This is a genomic window from Rhodoglobus aureus, assembly GCF_039527955.1.
GTDB lineage: Bacteria > Actinomycetota > Actinomycetes > Actinomycetales > Microbacteriaceae > Rhodoglobus > Rhodoglobus aureus.
This window is the reverse complement of record NZ_BAAAKW010000035.1, coordinates 37575-56577: the sequence shown is the minus strand read 5'-3', so window position 1 is coordinate 56577 and position 19003 is coordinate 37575. Positions and strand designations below refer to the sequence as shown.

Annotated in this window: 15 protein-coding genes; 12 read left to right on the top strand and 3 right to left on the bottom strand. The window is 63.3% G+C overall.

Annotation, left to right across the window (positions count from 1 at the left end; all coding sequences use genetic code 11):
- Positions 1 to 48 precede the first annotated feature (48 nt).
- Entirely contained in the window at positions 49 to 1089 is a 1041-nt protein-coding gene (locus tag ABD112_RS11280; RefSeq protein WP_343925921.1) for an LLM class flavin-dependent oxidoreductase, read from the top strand.
- On the opposite strand, the gene ABD112_RS11275 is transcribed toward ABD112_RS11280, so the two are convergent.
- Positions 1086 to 2021 carry a DUF4349 domain-containing protein gene (locus ABD112_RS11275; protein WP_343925919.1) on the bottom strand — a complete coding sequence of 312 codons (936 nt, stop codon included), beginning with the start codon at positions 2019 to 2021 and terminating at the stop codon, positions 1086 to 1088. The two genes, ABD112_RS11280 and ABD112_RS11275, sit on opposite strands and share 4 nt — an antisense overlap.
- Before the next feature lie 243 nt (positions 2022 to 2264).
- Between ABD112_RS11275 and ABD112_RS11270 the strand changes: the two genes are divergently transcribed.
- The 3 genes from ABD112_RS11270 to ABD112_RS11260 all read left to right on the top strand — a co-directional run bounded on the left by ABD112_RS11270 (position 2265) and on the right by ABD112_RS11260 (position 4702).
- The gene (locus ABD112_RS11270) at positions 2265 to 2477 is read left to right on the top strand and encodes a hypothetical protein (RefSeq protein ID WP_343925917.1); all 213 of its coding nucleotides are present in this window, start codon (positions 2265 to 2267) and stop codon (positions 2475 to 2477) included.
- A gap of 51 nt (positions 2478 to 2528) precedes the next feature.
- Complete coding sequence (locus tag ABD112_RS11265; protein ID WP_343925916.1) at positions 2529 to 3356, top strand: alpha/beta fold hydrolase; 828 nt, start codon at positions 2529 to 2531, stop codon at positions 3354 to 3356.
- Between the two features lie 98 nt (positions 3357 to 3454).
- Entirely contained in the window at positions 3455 to 4702 is a 1248-nt protein-coding gene (locus ABD112_RS11260) for an FAD-dependent oxidoreductase (protein WP_343925914.1), read from the top strand.
- Positions 4703 to 4762: 60 nt separating this feature from the next.
- On the opposite strand, the gene ABD112_RS11255 is transcribed toward ABD112_RS11260, so the two are convergent.
- Positions 4763 to 5470 (bottom strand): M50 family metallopeptidase, encoded by a 708-nt coding sequence (locus ABD112_RS11255; protein WP_343925912.1) that lies wholly within the window; start codon positions 5468 to 5470, stop codon positions 4763 to 4765.
- A 61-nt stretch (positions 5471 to 5531) separates the two neighbouring features.
- Between ABD112_RS11255 and ABD112_RS11250 the strand changes: the two genes are divergently transcribed.
- A complete protein-coding gene (locus ABD112_RS11250; RefSeq protein ID WP_343925910.1) occupies positions 5532 to 6530 on the top strand; it encodes an aldo/keto reductase in 999 nt (332 codons plus the stop codon).
- Between the two features lie 63 nt (positions 6531 to 6593).
- Here ABD112_RS11250 and ABD112_RS11245 read toward each other — a convergent pair whose 3' ends face one another.
- On the bottom strand, positions 6594 to 7802 hold the full coding sequence (locus ABD112_RS11245) for an MFS transporter (RefSeq protein WP_343925908.1): 1209 nt from the start codon (positions 7800 to 7802) through the stop codon (positions 6594 to 6596).
- A gap of 328 nt (positions 7803 to 8130) precedes the next feature.
- Here ABD112_RS11245 and ABD112_RS11240 point away from each other — a divergent pair, with 328 nt between their 5' ends.
- Genes ABD112_RS11240 through ABD112_RS11210 form a run of 7 tightly spaced genes read left to right on the top strand, consistent with a single transcriptional unit; the run spans position 8131 to position 19002 of the window.
- On the top strand, positions 8131 to 8382 hold the full coding sequence (locus ABD112_RS11240; protein WP_343925906.1) for a hypothetical protein: 252 nt from the start codon (positions 8131 to 8133) through the stop codon (positions 8380 to 8382).
- The gene (locus tag ABD112_RS11235; protein ID WP_343925905.1) at positions 8382 to 14000 is read left to right on the top strand and encodes a DUF4082 domain-containing protein; all 5619 of its coding nucleotides are present in this window, start codon (positions 8382 to 8384) and stop codon (positions 13998 to 14000) included. The genes ABD112_RS11240 and ABD112_RS11235 overlap by 1 nt, the downstream gene beginning before the upstream one ends.
- A gap of 50 nt (positions 14001 to 14050) precedes the next feature.
- Entirely contained in the window at positions 14051 to 15118 is a 1068-nt protein-coding gene (locus tag ABD112_RS11230) for a Gfo/Idh/MocA family protein (RefSeq protein WP_343925903.1), read from the top strand.
- A complete protein-coding gene (locus ABD112_RS11225) occupies positions 15115 to 16110 on the top strand; it encodes an NAD-dependent epimerase/dehydratase family protein (RefSeq protein ID WP_343925901.1) in 996 nt (331 codons plus the stop codon). Before ABD112_RS11230 ends, ABD112_RS11225 begins: the two co-directional genes overlap by 4 nt.
- Positions 16107 to 17264: a DegT/DnrJ/EryC1/StrS family aminotransferase gene (locus ABD112_RS11220; RefSeq protein ID WP_343925899.1), complete on the top strand. Its 1158-nt coding sequence runs from the start codon at positions 16107 to 16109 to the stop codon at positions 17262 to 17264. Before ABD112_RS11225 ends, ABD112_RS11220 begins: the two co-directional genes overlap by 4 nt.
- Entirely contained in the window at positions 17261 to 17899 is a 639-nt protein-coding gene (locus ABD112_RS11215; protein WP_343925897.1) for an acetyltransferase, read from the top strand. Before ABD112_RS11220 ends, ABD112_RS11215 begins: the two co-directional genes overlap by 4 nt.
- Complete coding sequence (locus tag ABD112_RS11210; protein WP_425563831.1) at positions 17896 to 19002, top strand: DegT/DnrJ/EryC1/StrS family aminotransferase; 1107 nt, start codon at positions 17896 to 17898, stop codon at positions 19000 to 19002. Before ABD112_RS11215 ends, ABD112_RS11210 begins: the two co-directional genes overlap by 4 nt.
- Position 19003 lies beyond the last annotated feature (1 nt).

Below are 19003 nucleotides of genomic sequence, written 5' to 3'. Positions count from 1 at the left end.
TACGGTTCTGGCTAGGGACGCGCACGGCGTCACAGTGAAAGGGAGCTCGTGAATCAACAGGTTCAGTTTGGACTCGGCACATTTGGCGACGTCACAGTAGATGAGAACGGCACGCCACTGAGCCAGGCGCAGGTCATCCGCAACGTTGTTGCTGAGGGCGTTCTGGCCGACAAACTGGGCATCGACTTCTTCGGTGTCGGCGAGCATCATCGCGATGACTTCGCGATCACCGCACCCGAGACGGTTCTCGGGGCACTCGCGGTTGCGACGAAGAACATCCGCCTGGGCTCGGCGGTCACCGTCTTGAGCTCCGATGATCCGGTGCGCGTCTACGAACGCTTCGCGACAGTCGACGCCCTCTCAAACGGACGTGCAGAGATCATTCTCGGCCGCGGCTCGTTCACCGAATCGTTCCCCCTCTTTGGCTATGACCTGGGCGACTACGAGACATTGTTCTCAGAGAAGCTCGACCTCTTCTCCGAACTCATCAAAGAGGAACCAGTCACCTGGAACGGCACCCTGCGTGCCAGCTTGACCGACCAAGAAGTCTTTCCGCGCACCGAGTCGGGAAAACTCAACACATGGATCGGTGTGGGCGGAAGCCCCGAATCCGTCGTGCGCGCAGCCCGCTACGGTATGCCTCTGGTGCTTGCCATCATCGGTGGCCAACCCGAACGATTCGCCCCCTATGCCGAACTCTTCCACCGTGCACTCGCCGAGCTGGGCCAGCCCGACCTGCCGATCGCGGTGCACTCGCCGGGCTACATCACCGACTCCGACGATCACGTCGCCGAGGAACTGTGGCCGCACTACCGCGTCATGCGTGATCGCATCGGTCGCGACCGGGGGTGGCCAGAATCCAGCGTGGATGAGTTCATGGGGGAGGTTCATCACGGCTCGATGTATGCCGGATCGCCAGAGACCGTAGCGCAGAAGATAGCTAAGACCATCTCAGCACTCGGTATCCAGCGATTCGACATGAAGTACAGCGCGGGCACTCTGCCTCACGAGCGGATGATGCGCAGTATTGAGTTGTACGGAACCCAGGTAATCCCGCGGGTGCGGGAGTTGCTGGCCGAGGGCGTCTAGTCGAGGCTTTTGGCGCTCGATACCTTGGTGTCCGATGCGCCAGCGGCGGGTGACGATGTTGCTGCCGCATTGCGACGCGAGCGGCGCTTCGATCGAACGATCAGCATGATGATGCCGGCGATGATGGCACCAAGGATGAGCCACGGCACGAGCACTCCGAGCGCGACGAGCACTCCAGCGAAGAATGCGACGAAACTATTCCAGCCGGTGACGAGTCCGTCGATGAAGTTGCCGGGCTCGATGGTGGGGGCATCGGCCTCAGAGATGAGACTTAGCGTCAGCGTCGACATCGCAACTTGGTCATCAAAGTAGCGTTTCTGCGACTTCAGACTTTCGAGTTCGCCCTGGCGACCCGAAATAGCGGTCTCCAATTGGATGAGCGTGTCGGTGTCTTCGGCCTTAGTGAGCAACGCCAGTAGACGGTCTACTGAGGCATCGAGCGCGGTGATTCGAGCTTCGAGATCACGAGACTGCATGGTGACGTCGTTCGAATTGATCGAAACTTCCTGCAACGTGCCGAGAGCTTTGAACTTGTCGAGAGTTGCGGTTAGTTCGGATGCGGGGATGCGTAGCGTTAGCGTCGCGCTGCCGCGGTTGCCGTCACGCGGCGCGTATTCGTTGCGACCGTCTACGCGGCCGCCAACAGACTCGGCGATGCGAATCGCGTCTGCGCTCGCCTCATCCGGGCTCTTCACCGTCACCGACATGTACCCGGTAGTGATGACGTCCCGACTGGCGTCAGGAACCGCCGCGTCAAAAGCGATTCCGCCTTCGGCCAGACTCTCGGCGGTTCCGGCTCGCCCGTCTGTCGCCCCCTCGACTAGATACTCTTGCGTATCGCCCGGGGCCATCTCGCTGACTCCTGCCGAGCATCCGGAGAGTGTCAGGGCCGATAGGGCCAGTGCTGTCGTGATAAATAGTGTGCGCCTCATAGTGTCACCGTAGAGCCGCAACACCCTCAAAAACTACCCAACGTTTTCGACTTTTCGGTCGTCACAGGGAGAGGGCGACTGCCGTCGACGGAAATTGTGACGGCGAGCGAGCTTGAGGTCTTCTGGGAGAAAGCTTGGCCTTCAATGGGAACCGCGACTGGCGGTAGCGCGCGTAGGTATCGTGACGTTGTGCTCAAAAACTGGGCGCAGCAAGGCGCGGCTTACCCACTATCAGGAGGAATCATGGGTCTCATCGATAACGCAAAGGATGCCGGCGAAGCAACCGCTAAGAAGGTTGGTGAATTCGTCGACGACACCAAGGAGCGAGTGAGCGACGCCGCCGATCAGGCCAAAGCAGACGCCGAGGTCTCAAAGGCGCAAGCCGACCTTGAGCGCGCGGAAGCCGAGCGCGAAGCCACCAAGGTCAAGAACGAATACAAAGAAGATTTGCGCTGATTAGTTACCCACGCCCGGTATCCCGGCCACTAGGGCTGGGATACTAGGGCTATGGGTTTCTGGCGCACGATTCGGCGGGTGCTCTTTCCGCCGAGGGCACCGCTGCTGAACATCGCAAGCGATGTGGGCGAAGGCCCCGTGATTATTCTTGTACACGGCATCGCCTCCTCGGCGGCGACGTTTGCGCACGTGGTTCCGCAGCTCTCAGACAACTACCGCTGTATATCCATTGATCTGCTCGGTTTCGGGGACTCTCCAAGCCCTGAAGATGCGACTTTTACGATCGAAGAGCACGTCGCCTCGATCGCCGCGACTGTGCGCTCTCTCAAACTCAACGCGCCGTTCATCCTCGTCGGGCATTCCCTGGGTAGCCTTCTGGCGGCGCGCTTTGCCGCGATGCATCCCAACCAAATCAGCCGCCTGATTCTTGTGAGCCCGCCAATTTATGTTCCGCCACGCTCGATCGGCGATCCCATAGTTCGCGCACGCGTCGGCGCCTACATGCGGGCGTATGAATTCCTGCGCTTGAATAAAGACTTCACAATGGCAACGGCTGACACGTTGCGCCGGCTTTTTCAGCTTGACGACATCCTCGACGTCTCCGAACACAACTGGCGTGCCTTCGTTCTGAGCCTGAAAAACTGCATCGAGCAGCAGACCACCATCAGCGATATTGCCTCAGTGCGTGTGCCCATTGATGTTGTGTATGGCTCGCTCGATCAGTTCATCACACCAGGAACCATGCGAATTATCGAGCAAATGCGTCACGTGACAATGCACAAGGTTGACGCCAACGACCACCTCGTACGCAAGCGACTCGCTCGCCGACTCGTAGAGGTAATTTCGGCCAACCGTGAGGTTTCTGCGAAAGCAAACTAGCGCGTGGCACGCGGTGCCGCCTGTTGCTTTTTCTGGCCAGGGCCTCGCTCCTGCACAATGCGCAGGAGTACCGTAGACGCTGAAGGACGGAGCGTCTCATGGACGAAAAACTCGACACCACCGTGTGCATTGCGGGCGGCGGCCCAGCAGGAATCGTGGCGGGGCTCATCCTTGCCCGTGCCGGAGTCGATGTTGTCGTCCTGGAGAAGCACGCCGACTTCTTGCGTGACTTTCGGGGCGATACCGTGCACCCATCAACCCTGAACCTCCTCGACCAGCTGGGGCTGGGCGCTGAAGCGAGCGCAATCGAGCACAGCGAACTGTCGACACTGGATGCGGTGATTGACGGCATCCGCGTGCGTGCTGTTGACTTCACGTCGCTTCCGGCACCGCATCGCTACATCACGTTGATGCCGCAGTGGGATTTGTTGAGCATGCTCGTAACGGAGGCGCAGAAGCAGCCGTCGTTCCGGTTGATGCTCGAGGCGAATGCTCATTCGGTAATTCAGGAAAATGGTCGAGTAGTCGGTGTTGAAGCAACGACACCCGATGGCCCGCTGCGCGTGAATGCGGTACTGACGGTGGCGGCGGATGGCCGCACCTCAGCAGTACGCGACTCCCTCGGCTTGGTGCCTGCTGACTACGGTGTGCCCATTGATGTGCTGTGGTTCCGGGTGCCGAGGCCGACGAAACCGATGCGGGACACCTTGGCGAATATACGGGGCGGTTCCGCGCTTGTGACCATCCCCCGCCCCGGTTATTTTCAATGTGGGCTTCTCATCCGGAAGGGCACTTTTCCTGAGTTTCAACGCGCAGGCATCACAGCGTTCCGCTGCAAAATCGGGAGCATTGCACCTCGGCTCACCGACGTGACTGCAGCAATCAGCAACTTCACCGACGTAAAGCTGCTTTCTGTGCAGATCAATCGCCTGCACCAGTGGTCGGTGCCGGGAGCACTGTGTATCGGCGATGCAGCGCACGCGATGTCGCCCGCGTTCGGCGTTGGCATCAACTACGCGATCCAAGACGCGGTGGCGCTGGCCAATACCCTTGTTCCGGCACTGCGAAAGCAGGGGGCGGATGCCGCAGCGATCGACTCGGTATGTGCTGCCGTGCAACGCCGCCGCGCCCTCCCCACAGCACTCATGCAGCGAATGCAACGGGTAGCCCACCGGCTAATCAACAGCGCGACGAGCCGCACCGTCGTCCACAACCCACCACGACTGCGGGAACGCTTCGTCATCGCGGTCGTGCTGCCGCGCATCCGCCCAATCTTGGCCAGAATTGTTGGTTACGGCTTTCGCCCGGAACGCATCGCAAGCGGCGTGCTGAAGCCGCGCCGCTAGGTAGTCGAACTGCCCATGGGCGGGCAGCTAGCAGGGAGAGCCGCTAGGGAGGCTGCGCCGCTAGTAGGTCTCGAGCACGGTCGTTACCGCCCACACGACGCTCGCGCCGATCAGCGCGCTGAAGAGGAGAAGCCAGGCGACTGACGGGATGCCGGTGCGCTTGAAGAGTAGGTAGGCATCCGAGGTGCTCAGTTGGTCGCGGCGACGAGTGTGCACGCCGATCACGGTGGCGAGACCGCGCACGCTACCGACGAGAAGTGCAATCGCGATGACGAGCAGCACGTAGCTCTGCTGCTCAGGCGTCGCCCACACCCAGAGGGCTGCGCTCGCCGCCGCCGAAACTGCGACCACTAAGAAGCCGAAGAGGTTGCGAATCACGAGCAGAGTCAGCACGAGAACGATGCCGCCGACAAACAGGGCCATAGCGGTGTAGCCCTGCGTGACACACCACAATTGGATTGCGCCGACGATTGCCGGCGCGGGGTAGCCGAGCGATCCGCTGATCGACGAGCCGAGCTTGCCGCGACCGCTGCTGACCGCTTCGCCCGAATGGTTCATCCGAATCTTCATGCCATGCACAAAGCGACCGGTAAGGATCGCGCCGACCGCGTGCCCGAGTTCATGCACGAGCGTCGTGAAGAGCCCAAACCATTTCCAGATCGGCTGCGGGATGCTGAGCACCGCGGCTGCTGCCACGATCACGATCAACAAGGTGGGGGAGATCGCGACCGGTGTCGTGCGAGCAAGGGAAGCGAGTAGGTCATCCATCCCCGAATTCTCTCACTACACTTCGCGATCTACGCCATCACAGAGGGAGTAGCGTTGTTGCATGGACATTCGCACTCTCGGTCGCACTGGCCGCTCCGTTTCAGCAATCGGCCTCGGAACTTGGCAGCTCGGCGCCGACTGGGGCGATGTGAGTGAAGCGGATGCGCGCGGCGTGCTCGATACCGCCGTTGACGGGGGAGTCACCTTCTTCGACACCGCTGACGTTTATGGTGATGGTCGCAGCGAATCACTCATCGGTCGGTATCTCGCCGACCGCCCCGAGCTCGACATCACCGTTGCGACCAAGATGGGTCGCCGTGCAGAGCAAGACCCGAGCAACTTCACCCTCGCGAACTTTCGTGAATGGACCGACCGCTCGCGCCGCAACCTCGGCACTGACACTCTTGACCTTGTGCAACTGCACTGCCCGCCGACCGCGGTTCTCAGCATGGATGCCGTCTTCGATGACCTCGACACTCTCGTCGCTGAGGGTGCAATCGCAGCCTATGGTGTGAGCGTTGAGACGGCGGCAGAGGCGCTCGCCGCCATCGCCCGCCCCAACGTTGCGAGCGTGCAGATCATCCTCAACGCGTTCCGCCTTAAGCCCTTGGATGCGGTACTGCCGACAGCGCTCGATGCTGGCGTCGGAATCATTGCCCGTGTGCCGCTCGCCTCAGGCCTGCTCAGTGGCAAGTACACCGTCGACACCACCTTCGCCGAGAATGATCACCGCACGTACAACCGTGGCGGCGAAGCGTTCGATGTGGGCGAAACCTTCTCGGGCGTCGACTTCGAGACCGGCATTGCGGCGGTTCACGAGTTCGCTGCGCTCATTGCGGGTGAGCCTGCCGTTGCCGACTTCTCGACACCACAGGTGGCCTTAGCGTGGGTTGCTAAGCACCCTGGAGTGAGCTCGGTGATTCCTGGTGCGCGCAATGTTTCACAGGCACAGTCCAATGCTGGTGCCGGGGATGTCCCCACCTTGAGCGAAGGATTCATGGCCGGAGTGAGCGAGATTTACGACCGCCACTTCCGCGCCGCCGTGCATCCACGCTGGTAGGGCTGTTGCTGGTGCCGTCGTATCAGATCACGGCGTGCACGCTCAGCGCAACCGATGCCGGAATTACATGCGCAGCGTGCTGATCGGCTCCGTGTCGGGAATCGGGCTTGCGTCTTTGCCGCGCAAATCGGGGTGCCAGCCGCGCAGCAGCGTTGGCACGAGTACGCCCAACGCGGCGATCACGGTGGCAGCCCAGAATCCACCGATGGGGCCGTGGGCGTCAATGAGAAAGCCGGCGACAGCGGAGCCGAGGGCTGCACCAATTAGCTGACCGGTGCCGACCCATCCATAAGCCTCGGCGGTATCGCTGAACTTGACGCTCGCCGAAACGATCGCAAAAATCACGGCGAAGGCCGGCGCAATGCCTATACCAGCGATGAGCAGCATGATGGCGAGCCACCAGAAATCGAGGTGGATCATTGCCAATGCCATGCCGACAAACACAATGAGCATGCGGCGGGCAAGAGCCCACGGGCCGATCGGTAAGTGGCCGAGGGACAGGCCACCGAAGAGCGAGCCAATGGCCCAAATGCCGAGCACGAAACCTGCCTGTGGGCCATCGTGACCAAACACTGACACTACGGATGCCTCTACTGCTGCGGCTGCGCCAACCAGTAGGAAACCGGTGATTGTTGCCAAGAGCACGGGACGGTTGCGCAGCACGGTACCGAAAGAACGTTTGCTGCGCGGGATGCGCACCTGACCGACCTCGGGGCTTGCAATAAACCACGCGCCGCCGCCGAGGAGGAACGCGCCGGCAACCACGATCGCCGTAGTCGTGGAGATCTGCACGGCGATGAACGTGGCAGCCACTGGGCCAGCAACCCAAATAATTTCTTGAGCTGAGGCATCCAAGGAGAAGAGCGGGGTGAGCTGCTTCGAGTTCACCATTTTGGGATAGATCGTGCGCACCGCGGGCTGCACTGGCGGGTTGCTGAGTCCGGCGATGAGACCGACAACCATGAACATTCCGACGCTGAGGGGTGCGAGCGCGATGGTGAAAATCGCGGCAGCAGAGACGATGAGGGTGAGGATGAGCACTTTGCGCATTCCCCAGACGCCCATCCATCGGCTTGTAAGAGGCCCAGCGACGCCTTGGCCAACGCTCGTTGCGGCGAGCACAAGACCAGCAGCGCCATAAGAATTGTGGATCTGTTCAACGTGGAGAAGGATCGCCAAAGAGAGCATGCCGCCGGGCAGGCGCGCGGTTAGCTGTGCCGCGATAATTCTGGCGATGCCCGGAGTTTTCAACAGGTCGATGTAAGCATTCACAAGAACTCAAGCTTAGCCGTCGAAGAGTGGCCAAAGCGGGGCTGATTTCCGGGCTTTTCGGGCGTCGAAGGCTATCTGTGGGCTGTGGAAAGGTGGCGATGAATTCACCACCGCTGGTGAATTCATCGCCACCTTTGCTGGGGGTATTCGCATAATGAGCGTGTCGAATCAAAAAAGATCGCGGCGTTAGTGTAGTGCAGTCCTTGACTGCTCGAGTCTTCCCGGCTAACCTAACAACACTTCGGAACCCCCCACCGAGGCGCCAGCAAGAGCTACCCAAGAAATGATGCTGGCTCGAGCACCACCTGTACCCAACAGGCAGATACCCATGCGAATTTCTCCCGAAATGTTTTTCGCGCGAACTCGGCTCGAAGAACCCAAAACATCCATCGCCCACGCACCGCTCGGCAATGCCCTCTTCACTAGGAGCGGCGCCGTGAGCGGAATCGAGCCTATGACGGCGGGCGCTGGTGAGGTTGCCCTCGCCCCGCACTACGTGGAGAACTGGTCGACTACCGGTGGCCTTCGAATAATGTGGCGCTCCGTCGGAGTCGTTATCGCGCCAGTGGGAGCGTTCTGATGACCATGTTCACCTTGTCGACGAAGATCTCACGGATGCTCGATCGCCAGCCCGCCAAGGGGCCGACCATGCAGCGGCGACCCATCTCGACGCCAGCGACTGCCATGGTGGCCGCTATCGCGCTGCTGGCGAGCGCCCTCATCGGCGTGCCCGCAGTGCCGGCGGCGGCCGTGACGGACCTGTGTGGACCGAGCTCGAACAAGATCGCCTGCGAGAACAGCAAGCCGGGCACCGATCCGTCGACCTGGGATATCTCGGGCGCGGGCGATTCGACCATCCAGGGCTTCGCGACAGATATCAGCGTCAACGTGGGCAGTACTGTCGGTTTCAAGATCTCAACGCCAGCCTCAAGCTATCGGTTGGACATCTACCGCACCGGGTACTACCAGGGCCTCGGGGCACGATTCATCACGAGCTTCTCGCCCTCCGCGTCGCTCCCGCAGAACCAGCCGCCGTGTGCCTACGACGAGGCGACCTCGCTAACCGATTGCGGCAACTGGGGGCTCTCCGCATCCTGGGCGGTTCCCTCCACGGCCGTTTCGGGTGTCTACGTCGCTCTCCTGACCCGCACCGACACCGGTGGAGCGAGCCATATCATCTTCGTCGTGCGCGACGATTCCAGCCAGTCCGATGTGCTTTTCCAGACATCCGATACGACCTGGCAGGCTTATAATAAGTATGGCGGCGCGAACTTCTACCAAGGTGGTGGCGCCGGGAGGGCGTACAAGCTCAGCTACAACCGTCCGTTCGCGACGAGGGACGGCGTAACAGCGCGCGACTTCTACTTCAGCAACGAATTCGCCCAGGTGCAGTTCTTAGAGCGCAACGGCTACGACATGACGTACGCAGCCGGCGTTGACACCGACCGCTATGGTTCGCTGCTTCTGAATCACAAGGTATTCCTCTCCGTTGGCCACGACGAATATTGGTCGGCGGGTCAACGAGCCAATGTCGAAGCAGCCCGGGACGCCGGGGTCAACCTCCAGTTCCTGTCCGGCAACGAGATCTACTGGAAAACCAGGTATGAGGCATCCGCTGTCGACCCTGGCTCCAACGGCTATCGAACGCTCGTCTCGTACAAGGAGACCTGGGCGAACGCGAAGATCGACCCAAGCCCGGCATGGACGGGGACTTGGCGCGATCCGCGCTTTGCGCCGCCCAGCGCGGGAGGCGGCGTTCCGGAGAACGCCCTCTCGGGCACGATGTACATGGCGAACTTCGACGATCTGCCGGTCACCGTGACGGCGGATCAGGGGAAGACCCGCCTCTGGCGTGGTACTTCGCTCACAAATCTGGCGGCAGGAACGAGCCAGGCTCTCGCCCCGCACACCGTTGGTTACGAGTCGAACGAGGTCAGCGACAACGGTTTCAGCCCCGCCGGGTTGGTCAAACTTTCGACGACAGTGGGCCCCTCGCCAGAGATACTCCAGGACTTCGGCAACGTCGTAGCCCCGGGAACCACCACGCACAACCTGATCCTCTACCGCGCCCCCAGCGGCGCGCTCGTCTTCGGCGCGGGTTCCATCCAGTGGGCGTGGGGCCTCACCCAGAATCACGATGGCAACGGCGCCCCGGCCGATGCTCGCATGCAGCAGGCACAGGTCAACATCCTTGCCGACATGTCGGCGCAGCCCTTAACCCTGATGGATGGCCTCGTGCCTGCCGCCAAGAGCACCGATACGACGGCGCCCACGGTCACCATCGTCTCTCCCGCGGCGAATTCGACGCAGAGCAACGGCTCAATGGTGACGGTCTCGGGCACCGCGCAGGACTCAGGCGGTGTGGTCGCTGGCGTCGAGGTTTCAACGGACGGCGGGACAGCCTGGCATCACGCTACGGGCACCTCGTCGTGGAGCTACTCCTACAGCCAGACCGGTCTCGGCTCCCAGCCGGTCCGGGTGCGCGCCACCGATGACAGCGCGAACACCTCGGTGCCGACGACGGTGACGGTAACCGTCACCGCGCCGGCGAGCGTCTTCGGCGCAGAGACCCCGCGCGTCGCTGACTCCGGTGACACGAGCGCAGTCGAGCTCGGCCTTAACTTCAGCCCTGATGTGAGCGGTTTCGTCAACGGCGTGCGCTTCTACAAGAGCACGGCGAACACCGGGACCCACACCGGCTCCCTCTGGAACGCCGCCGGCGCTCGCCTGGCGCAGGTGACATTCACGAACGAGACGGCAAGTGGATGGCAGACTGCCCAGTTCTCGAACCCGGTCAGCGTTACCGCAGGGCAGAAGTACACGGTGTCGTACACCGCGCCCGTCGGTCGCTACCCCTCGGCCAGCTACTACTGGGCTTACTCGTCGAAACTTTCGCCCCCGTTGACGGTGGCATACGGGTACGGGCAGCCATCGCCGGGTGTCTACGGCAACCCTGGCACCTTCCCCAGCGCGAGCTACCAGGCCAGCAACTACTACGTTGACGTGATCTTCTCGACGCAAAACAACTCACCGGTATCGGTGGCGTCGCGTTACCCGCTCGCGAACTCCACCTGTGCCGCCACGTCTACCGTGGTGGATGCAGTGCTGGCGGGCTCGGTGACTGCATCCACGGTCAGCCTGTCACTCAAGACTGCGGCCGGAGCTGTGATCGCGGGAACCAGTGCCTACAACGCCTCCACGATGAAGGCCACCTTCACACCGACCGCGGCGCTGGGCGCGAGCACTTCGTACACGGCGACCATTGTGGCGAGCGGCCCGGCCGGCCCGCTGTCAACCGGCAATACCTGGACCTTCACGACTGCAGCGCAGGGAAGCGGCGCATCCTGCCCGACGTCGATTTTCTCGTCGTCGGCGGTGCCGGAGGTGCTGCACGTTGCCGATAGCCCGGTCACCCTCGGTGTCTCGTTCAGTTCAAGCACCGACGGTTCGATCGTCGGCATGAGCTTCTACAAGGGCTCGACGAACACGGGCACCCACACGGGCACCCTCTGGTCATCGACCGGAACGCAGCTGGCAACAGCGACCTTCGTCAGTGAGAGCGCCAGCGGCTGGCAGACCGTTTACTTCAGCCAGCCGGTCGACATCACGGCGGGCACTCAGTACGTCGCTTCGTACCGGGCAACGAGCGGTAACTACTCCACTACCGCCGGAGCATTCAGCCAGCCATACACGAGCGGATTCCTCACGGTTCCTGCCAACGGCGCCGTCTTCAACTACAGCAACGGCTTCCCGTCCTCGCCGTCGACGACCAACTACTTCGTCGACGTGCTGTTCACTGCGGGTGGTGCTACCCCGCTTCCCACGGTCACCTCACGGACGCCACAGGGGGGTGCGACCGGCGTCGCCACCTCAACGTCGATTACTGCCACTCTTTCCGCCGATCCGGGAACACCTGTGCCCACCGTGACCGTCACCACTGGCGCCACCGCTGTTGCCGGAACTGTGACGTATGCGTCCGCAACCAAGACCCTGACGTTCATGCCTGCATCAGCGCTGACCAGCGGCACGACCTATTCCGTCGTCGTCGCGTCGGGATCGACCGCGCTCTCAGGCGGAAGCTGGTCGTTTACGACCGCGGGAACCGCGCCAACCGGAACTGCCTACAATCTGATTCTGGATACTCCGGTCACCGTGGCGGCTAATGACACCAGCGCCGTCGAACTCGGGATGGCCTTCACGTCATCGCAGCCCGGCTCGGTCACCCAGATCCGCTTCTACAAGGGAACCGGAAACACCGGCACGCACACGGGGTCGATCTGGTCGTCAACCGGCACGCGGCTTGCCACTGTCACTTTCACCGGTGAGACGGCGACCGGATGGCAGACTGCGACGCTTTCGAACCCTCTGGCCCTCACCGCGGGAGCAACCTACGTTGTTTCCTACCTGGCGCCGGTCGGGAGGTACTCCGCCACCGCGAACGATTTCAGCACTGCGAAAACAAGTGGCCCGCTGACGGCACCGGCGGCAAATAACGGCAAATACCGTTATGGCCCCGCCGGTGGATTCCCGACCTCAACCTTCAAGGCGACGAACTACTTCGTCGACGTGACATTCGTGACCTCGGCACCCGTCCCGGTGACGGTTGTGTCGAAGACACCAGTAGCGGGGGCGGTCGGAGTAGCGACCTCAACGTCGGTGTCTGCGGTGATGTCCGGGGAAAGCACATCAGGAACGCCTTCTTTGGCTCTCGCCGGCCCGAGCGGATCAGTCGCAGGCACCTCGACGTACTCGACCTCCACCCGCACGGTGACCTTCGCTCCGACAGTGGCGCTGGCGCAATCCACGTCGTACACGGCGACGGTGACTATCGGATCAACCACGCCGAGCGGCGGAACTTGGTCGTTCACGACCGGAACCAACACCGCTCCCGACCCCGAATATTCTCTGATCTCTGGTACCCCGAGCATCACCCAAGACCCTGACACCATTGCTGTCGAGCTCGGTATGGCCTTCCGCACCTCACAGGCTGGCTCGGTCACAGCGATCCGCTTCTACAAGAGTGCGGGCAACACCGGAACGCACACCGGTTCGCTCTGGTCGACGTCGGGTACCCGACTCGCCACCGTCAGCTTCACCGGTGAGACGGCAAGCGGATGGCAGACGGCGACGCTCGCGACGCCATACGCGCTCACGGTGGGGACGACATATATTGTGTCTTACCTGGCGCCCGTGGGCCGCTACTCCGCCACACCGTCCTACTTCACCAGCACACGCACGAGCGGCCCCCTCACCGCAGAGGCAAGCAACGGACGGTACCTCTACGGGGCGGCGGGTGGCATGCCCACCTCGGTGTGGAACTCGACGAACTACTTCGTGGATGTCGTCTTCGCAACCGGGCCGACCCCAACGCCGACCCCAACGCCGACGCCGACCCCAACGCCGACGCCGACCCCGACCCCGACGCCGACTCCTCCCGCGGTGAGCGTGGGCGTGGTGTCGCCAGGGGCTAACGCGACGGATGTGTCACCAACCGTGTCGGTCACCGCCGAGGTCACGGGCGCAGATGCCGCGACGGCGACTCTTCAGCTGACGGGTCCCTCGGGAGCGGTCGCTGGAACGAGCAGCTATTCGGCCGGCTCCAGCAACGTGACCTTTGTGCCAGCGAGTCCGCTCGGCTGGTCAACGAGCTACACCGCGAGCGTGAGTTCTGGCTCCACACAGATTGGAACATCCTGGTCATTCACGACGACGTCACAGCCCGTTGAGGTGACCGCGCAATCCATTTTCGCCGAGAACGCGGTGCCAGCCAACGTCAACTGGAACGACCCTGCCACCGTGCAGGTCGGCACACGCTTCTCGACATCGGTCGCTGGCACAGTTAAGACGATCCGCTTCTACAAGGGACCGACGAATACCGGCACCCACACCGGATATCTCTGGTCTGGCACGGGGAGCCTTCTCGGCACAGTGTCGTTCACCGGTGAGACTGCAAGCGGATGGCAGACCGCCACGTTGAGTACACCGGTCGCTATAGCGGCAGGAACGGAGTACCGGGTCGGACTACTGAGTACCTCCGGCAGGTACGCTGTCGACCTGAACGGCCTGGCGGCGGCTACCACGAGCGGATCCCTCAGTACGCCCGCGAACGGCGGCGCCTATGTTTACGGAAGCGGGTTCATGAGCAACGCCTCGCCTCACAACTACTGGGTCGACGTGGGATTCGTTCCGAACTCGTGACCCCGGATCGAGGGCTGCCGCTGGCAGCCCTCCGGAGACCAGAATGGGGCATGGTGAATAATCCACTGCGCGTAGCTGTCGTCGGTGCGGGCTACTGGGGTCCGAACCTCGCGAGAAACTTTCGCGCGAACCCCCAGTGGCAGTTGATCGCGATCTGCGATCTCGATCGGGGGCGCGCCGAAAAGCTCGCCACCTCGCTTGGGGGAGTGCCGGTCGTCACAGACCTCGATGAGTTGCTCACCAATCCAGACCTCGACGCTGTCGCCATCGCGACTCCCGCGCGCACCCATCACCCCATCGTGCTGAAGGCGCTCCGCGCAGGCAAGCACGTGGTCGTCGAGAAGCCGCTGGCCGACAGCCGTGAGCGTGGGCTCGAAATGGTCCGCGAGGCCGACGAGCGCGGCCTGGTGCTGATGGCCGACCACACATACTGCTACACCCCTGCCGTGATGAAGATCCGCGAGCTGATCGCAAACGGCATGCTGGGCGACATCCTGTTCATCGACTCGGTACGCATCAACCTCGGTCTGATTCAGCCCGACGTTGACGTCTTCTGGGATCTCGCCCCGCACGATCTCTCGATCATGGATTTCATCCTTCCGGGCGGTCTCACCGCAACGACCGCCGCCGCTCAGGGCGCAGACCCGCTCGGTTCCGGCAAGTCCTGCGTCGGCTACCTCAGCCTTCCGCTCGAGGGTGGCGCCATGGCGCACGTGCACGTCAACTGGCTCAGCCCGACCAAGATCCGTCAGATGGTCGTCGGCGGAACCAAGCAGACCCTCGTCTGGGATGATCTGAATCCGCAGCAACGCCTGAGCGTCTACGACCGGGGCGTCGACCTTACGCAGGTCTCGACGAGCGCCGCCGACCGCGCGGCAGCGACCGTCTCGTACCGCCTCGGTGACACTTGGTCTCCCGCCTTGCCTGAGCGCGAAGCCCTCGGGGCGATGACCACCGAGTTCGCTGAGAGCATCCGCGACGGCCGACGGCCGCGCACCGACGGCCGCGCCGGTCTGCGCGTACTTTCCGTGCTCGAAGCTGCGAGCCGTAGTCTCGCCCTGTCGGGCGCCCCAAGTCCGATTGACTCCGTCCCCCTGTCAAAGGAGCACGCATCATGAGCGACATTTCCGGAACCACCATCCTCGTCACCGGCGGGGCGGGCACCATCGGATCGCACATCGTCGATCAGCTGCTGGACGCCGGCGCCGCTCACGTCGACGTGCTCGACAATCTTGTGCGAGGGCGTCGTGCCAACCTCGATGACGCTATGCAGACCGGCAAGGTGACCGTGCACGAGGGCGACCTCCGTGACAAGGATTTTGTTCGCGAACTCACCGTCGGCAAAGACCTGGTCTTCCACGAGGCCGCCATCCGCATCACCCAGTGCGCGGAAGACCCGCGCCTCGCCCTCGAGGTTCTCGTGGATGGCACCTTCAACGTTGTGGAGGCCGCTGCCGAACTCGGCGTCAACAAACTGATCTCGGCATCGAGCGCCTCCGTCTACGGCTTGGCGGAAGAGTTTCCGACCACCGAGCGTCACCACCACCACAACAACGACACATTCTACGGCGCGGCCAAGTCATTCAACGAGGGCATGATCCGCAGCTTCCGTGCGATGAACGGCCTCGACTTCGTCATCCTGCGCTACTTCAACGTTTACGGCCCCCGCATGGACGTGCACGGCTTGTACACCGAGGTGCTCGTCCGTTGGATGGAGCGCATCGCCGACGGCAAGCCCCCGCTGATCTTCGGCGACGGCCAGCAGACGATGGACTTCGTCGTCACCCAGGACATCGCCCGCGCCAACATCCTCGCCGCCCAGAGCGACATCGTTGACGGCGTCTACAACGTGGCGAGCGGCCGGGAAACGAGCCTGCTCGAACTCGCCCAGGCGCTGCTGCGCGCCATGGACTCCGACCTCAGTGTCGAACACGGCCCCGAGCGCGCGGTGAACGGAGTGACGCGTCGGCTCGCCGACACTGTCGCGGCCCAAGTCGACCTCGGATTCACCGCCGAGGTCTCGCTGGAAGATGGCCTCCGCTCGCTCGTCGAGTGGTGGCGTCCGCTGCGCGAGGAGATCTCGGCCGGAAAGTCGGAGGCCGTCATATGAGCCGGGTCAACGTCATGAAGCCGTGGCTCGGCACCGAGGAGGCAGAGGCGGTCGCCGAGGTCATCGCCTCCGGCTGGGTCGCGCAGGGCCCTCGGGTCGCCGCGTTCGAGGCTGCCTTCGCCGAGGCGATGCAGGCTGAGCACGCCGTCGCGACATCGAACTGCACCACGGCGCTGCATCTCGCGCTCGTGGTGGGCGGGATCGAGGCGGGAGACGACGTGGTCATTCCCTCCTTCTCCTTCATCGCGACGGCGAATGCGCCTACCTACGTTGGGGCGCGACCAGTATTCGCAGATGTCGACCCGCTGACCGGCAACGTCACGGCAGAGACCGTGCGTGCCGCGCTCACCGATCGCACCCGCGCCGTAATTGTCGTCGATCAGGGCGGAATGCCCGTTGACCTCGACTCGATCCGCGCTGTGACCGACCCCCGCAGCATCTTGGTCATCGAAGATGCCGCCTGCGGTGCAGGATCGACGTACAAGGGACGCCCGGTGGGAGCGGGCGCAGATATCGCCGCCTGGTCGTTCCATCCGCGCAAGCTTCTGACGACCGGTGAGGGTGGCATGCTCACCACCTCGAACGCGGCATGGGCCGCCCGTGCCCGCCAGCTCCGCGAACATGCCATGAGCGTCTCCGCAGCTGACCGCGCGGCCAACGTAATTGCCCCGGCCGAGGAATTCGGTGAGGTTGGATTCAACTATCGGATGACCGACATGCAGGCCGCCGTCGGTATCGTGCAACTCGGCCGTTTGCCCGAGATCGTGGCCCGGCGCCGCGAGATCGCGGCGGAGTATGCGCATCGGATCGCCGACATCCCGGGACTGCGGATCGTGACTGACCCGGAGTACGGCACCTCCAATTTTCAGTCGCTGTGGGTGGAAGTCGAGGAGGGCTTCCCGCTGACCCGCGAAGAGTTGCTCGAGGCGCTCGCCGACGCCGATGTCTCGGCGCGCCGCGGCATCATGGCCGCCCACCGTCAGCCGGCGTATGCCGACCGCGATACCGGATCGGTTCCGCTGCCGGTGACGGAGCACCTCACTGACAACACGCTCATCTTGCCCGTATTCCACCAGCTGACCGAGGCCGAGCTGACGCAGGTCGTTGACGCGCTGACCGGCGCGGCGAACGGCGAAGCGGGGACAGCGGCATGAGCCGTCCGCTCATTCTCATCGCCGCCAGCGGCCTCGCCCGCGAGGTGCTGCCTGTGGTGCGCGAAGCAGGCGGGGAGGTTCTGGGGTTCCTCGACGATCGGCATGACGAGCTTCCGCGCACCATCGCCGGTGCGTCCATACTCGGCGGCATCGATGACATCGCGCTCTATCCGGATGCCGATGTACTCGTCTGCGTGGGGTCTGGCTTGGGCCGCGAGCGGGTCGTCGAGCGGCTCAGCGCGCTCGGCATCGAGTCAGAGCGGTATGCGACGGTCATCGATCCCTCAGTGCGCAACCCTGGCGCGTGCCCGGTCGGCCTCGGCTCGATCCTCCTCGCCGGTGTTGTACTCACCGCGGATGCCGAGATCGGCGAGCATGTCGTCGCCATGCCGCGGGTCACCATCACGCACGACTGCCTCATCGACGATTTTGCCACGCTCGCGGCGGGCGTCGCCCTCGGCGGTGGAGTCCGTATCGGGCGCGGGGCGTATCTCGGGATGAACTCCGCGGTGCGGCAGGGACTATCGATCGGGCCCGGAGCCACGATCGGCATGGGGGCGGTCGTGCTCAGCGACATCCACGATTCAGAGACATGGGCTGGCGTTCCCGCTCGGCAGCTGGGGGTGACAGAGTGAGCATCCCGTTCATCGATCTGGCTGCCCAGCAGGCCGAGATCGCCGACGAGGTGCTGCCTGTGTGGCAGCGCCAGTTCGAATCCGCCGGATTCATCGGTGGCGACGAGGTTGACGCCTTCGAGCACGAGTACGCCGAGTACATCGGGGTCGAGCACGTGATCGGTGTCTCGAATGGCACGGATGCTCTCGAGCTCGCCTTCCGTGCTGTCGGCGTCGGTCCTGGCGACGAGGTCATCATGCCGGCGAACACCTTTATCGCGACGGCGGAGGCAGTCTCGCGCATCGGTGCCGTGCCCGTCTTCGTGGATGTCGACGAGGAGCACCTGCTCATCGGCCCCGACGCCGTTGAGGCCGCCATCTCCGAGCGCACGCGGGTCATCGTGCCGGTGCACCTGTTCGGCCAGACGGCCCCCGTCGAGCGCATCCTGCCGATCGCCGACAAACACGGTCTCGTTGTGGTTGAGGATGCCGCCCAGTCACAGGGGGCGTCGTCGACCGCTGGGCGGGCAGGCGCGTTAGCCGGGGTAGGGGCGACGAGTTTCTACCCGGGCAAAAATCTCGGCGCAGCCGGAGACGCAGGCGCCGTCATGACGGACGATGCGAGTATCGCGGGGTACATCCGCAACCTGGCCGGCCACGGCAGCTCTATAAAATACGTACACGATCACATCGGTATGAACGCCCGCTTGGATGCGATTCAGGCTCCCGTGCTGCGGGCGAAGCTGAAGCGGCTCGACGGGTGGAACGCCGCGCGCCGGGTTGCGGCAGATCTCTATTCCGCATTGCTCGCCGATATCGAGGGCGTGCGCACCCCCACGTCGCGCCCAGGTAACACCGATGTCTGGCACCTCTACGTGGTGCGGGTCGCCGACCGCGACCGCGTCATGGCTGGGCTGTCCGAAGCGGGCATCGGTGTTGGCATCCACTACCCAACGCCGGTGCACCTGACTGAGGCGTACGCCGAGCTCGGCTATCAGCGCGGTCGGTTCCCCGTAGCGGAGGCCGCCGCCGACCGCATCCTGTCACTACCAATGTTTCCGCACCTGACCCAGACCCAGCAGGAGCGCGTCGCCGACGTTCTGCGATCCTCCGTGGTTCGCTGAG

Excerpts from the sequence above, each read along its gene's own strand:
- ABD112_RS11225 (WP_343925901.1), top strand. The coding sequence starts at position 15,115 with ATGAGCGACATTTCCGGAACCACCATCCTCGTCACCGGCGGGGCGGGC.
- ABD112_RS11255 (WP_343925912.1), bottom strand. The coding sequence starts at position 5,470 with ATGGATGACCTACTCGCTTCCCTTGCTCGCACGACACCGGTCGCGATC.
- ABD112_RS11265 (WP_343925916.1), top strand. The coding sequence starts at position 2,529 with ATGGGTTTCTGGCGCACGATTCGGCGGGTGCTCTTTCCGCCGAGGGCA.
- ABD112_RS11220 (WP_343925899.1), top strand. The coding sequence starts at position 16,107 with ATGAGCCGGGTCAACGTCATGAAGCCGTGGCTCGGCACCGAGGAGGCA.
- ABD112_RS11235 (WP_343925905.1), top strand. The coding sequence starts at position 8,382 with ATGACCATGTTCACCTTGTCGACGAAGATCTCACGGATGCTCGATCGC.
- ABD112_RS11275 (WP_343925919.1), bottom strand. The coding sequence starts at position 2,021 with ATGAGGCGCACACTATTTATCACGACAGCACTGGCCCTATCGGCCCTG.
- ABD112_RS11230 (WP_343925903.1), top strand. The coding sequence starts at position 14,051 with ATGGTGAATAATCCACTGCGCGTAGCTGTCGTCGGTGCGGGCTACTGG.
- ABD112_RS11215 (WP_343925897.1), top strand. The coding sequence starts at position 17,261 with ATGAGCCGTCCGCTCATTCTCATCGCCGCCAGCGGCCTCGCCCGCGAG.
- ABD112_RS11270 (WP_343925917.1), top strand. The coding sequence starts at position 2,265 with ATGGGTCTCATCGATAACGCAAAGGATGCCGGCGAAGCAACCGCTAAG.
- ABD112_RS11260 (WP_343925914.1), top strand. The coding sequence starts at position 3,455 with ATGGACGAAAAACTCGACACCACCGTGTGCATTGCGGGCGGCGGCCCA.
- ABD112_RS11240 (WP_343925906.1), top strand. The coding sequence starts at position 8,131 with ATGCGAATTTCTCCCGAAATGTTTTTCGCGCGAACTCGGCTCGAAGAA.
- ABD112_RS11250 (WP_343925910.1), top strand. The coding sequence starts at position 5,532 with ATGGACATTCGCACTCTCGGTCGCACTGGCCGCTCCGTTTCAGCAATC.